General features: G+C 28.9%; 1 protein-coding gene. It reads left to right on the top strand.

The features are described 5' to 3' along the window. The coding region (locus GFJ99_RS13565; protein ID WP_203228805.1) for a hypothetical protein at positions 1 to 270 on the top strand (270 nt) is incomplete at both ends.

Raw genomic sequence — 270 nt, 5'->3', positions numbered from 1 at the left:
TTTAGAACCTCAGCAAGAATGTGAGGCGTGCGGTTTTACTTTTGATGAAAAAGATTCTGAATGTCCAAACTGTGGGCATGAAGTTAATATTGAAGAATTCAAAATTGAAGAAGAAGGAAAGATAAAACAATTTACAATTAATGGTCAAAAAGCTAAATTAGAACCGCCTACAATGGATGTAAATTATTTTATAAATAAGGGAAGTACAGACTATGAAGCATTAAAAATTTTAGCTGAAAAATGGATTCATTTTATATCTAAAAGTAAAAT

Source organism: Flavobacterium sp. LMO6 (assembly GCF_009495795.1).
Classification (GTDB): Bacteria; Bacteroidota; Bacteroidia; order Flavobacteriales; family Flavobacteriaceae; genus Flavobacterium.
Note: the sequence above shows the minus strand (reverse complement) of the source record. Positions and strands in the feature narration are given on the sequence as shown.